Origin of the sequence: Sphaerisporangium rufum (genome assembly GCF_016863395.1) — a bacterium.
GTDB classification, from domain to species: Bacteria; Actinomycetota; Actinomycetes; order Streptosporangiales; family Streptosporangiaceae; genus Sphaerisporangium; species Sphaerisporangium rufum.
This window is the reverse complement of record NZ_BOOU01000123.1, coordinates 1-1,640: the sequence shown is the minus strand read 5'-3', so window position 1 is coordinate 1,640 and position 1,640 is coordinate 1. Positions and strand designations below refer to the sequence as shown.

General features: G+C 69.1%; 2 protein-coding genes. Both read left to right on the top strand.

From position 1 onward, the window contains the following. A partial coding sequence (locus tag Sru01_RS34730) for a pectinesterase family protein (RefSeq protein WP_203995046.1) occupies nucleotides 1-1,000 on the top strand: 1,000 nt, incomplete at its 5' end. Nucleotides 1,001-1,013: 13 nt separating this feature from the next. Next, the coding region (locus tag Sru01_RS34725) for an RICIN domain-containing protein (protein WP_203995045.1) at nucleotides 1,014-1,640 on the top strand (627 nt) is incomplete at its 3' end.

The window sequence follows — 1,640 nt, the reverse complement described above, 5'->3', positions numbered from 1 at the left end:
CTCCACCGCCGGCGGCAACCCCATCATCCAGGAACCCTGCTCCGACACCGCCCGCATGCAATGGCGCCTCAACCCCACCGCCGGCACCCCCACCCCGACCCCGACGTCCACCGGTGGCACCACGACCGTGGCCGCGGACGGCACGGGGCAGTACCGGACCGTGCAGGCGGCCATCGACGCGGTGCCGTCCGGCAACACCGGTCGCCGGGTCATCACGATCAAGCCGGGGACGTACCGCGAGATCGTCACCCTGAACAAGCCCTACGTCACCCTGCAGGGGACGGGCTCCTCGCCCTCCGCCACGCTGATCGTCAACAACCGGTCCGCCTACACCAGCGGCACCTCCGGCAGCTTCACCGCCCGGGTGACCGGTAAGGACGCGATCCTGACCAACCTGACGGTCTCCAACGACTTCGACGAGAACTCGACGCCGGACGGCCACCAGGCGGTGGCGCTGCGCGTGGACGGTGACCGCAGCCAGCTCATCAACGTACGGGTGCTGGGAGACCAGGACACCTTCCTGCTCGGCAGCGACGGCGCCCGCACGTACGTGAAGAATTCCTACGTCGAGGGAACCGTCGACTTCATCTTCGGCAGCGGCGCGACCGTGTTCGACAACTGCGACATCTATGAGAAGCGCAGCTCCGGCGGCACGATCACCGCGGCCAGCACCCCGGCCGCCCAGACCTACGGGTTCCTGTTCTACCGGTCCCGGATCACCGGCGCGGGCGGCAACAACACCACCCTCGGCCGGCCCTGGCGGGCGGACGCCCAGGTGCTCTACCGGGAGTCGTCGCTCAGCGGGACCGTCAAGAACTCCCAGCCGTGGAACGACATGTCCACCAACTCGTGGAAGAACGCCCGGTTCTTCGAGTACAAGAACACCGGTTCGGGCGCCACGGTCAACTCCAACCGGCCGCAGATGAGCGATTCACAGGCGGCCAACTACACCCCCCAGCGCTACCTGGCCGGCAGCGATGGCTGGAACCCCGTCTACTGAGCAGGAGCGACCCATGAAACGATCTCTGGCAGTCACCGTGGCGGTGGCGGCGGCGTTCGTCGGCCTGACGGCCTGGCCGTCCCAGGCCGCCGCACCGGTCGCCGGCGGCGTCTACACCCTGGCCTCCGGCGCCAGCGGCAAATGCCTGAACGCCAACGGCACCGACAACGGAGCGGTGTTCACCCAACTGGCCTGCGACAACTCCACCGCCCAGCAGTTCCGCGCCGTCGCGCAGAACGGCGCCTACGGCCTGGTCAACATCAACAGCGGCCGCTGCCTCGACGTACCCAACTACTCCACCACCAGCGGCGTCCAGCTGTGGCAGTGGACCTGCGGCGCCAGCACCAACCAGACCTGGACCCTCACCCCCTCCACCACCGCCGACCGCTACCTCATCAAGAGCAACTTCAACGGCCTGTGCGCCAGCGACAAGGACGGCTCCACCGCCGGCGGCAACCCCATCATCCAGGAACCCTGCTCCGACACCGCCCGCATGCAATGGCGCCTCAACCCCACCGCCGGCACCCCCACCCCGACGACCTCGCCGACCTCCACGCCGTCGGGGCCCTACTCCAACTCCCCCGACGGGTTCGCCTCGACCAGCGGCAGCGGCCTGAGCACCACCACCGGCGGCGCCGCC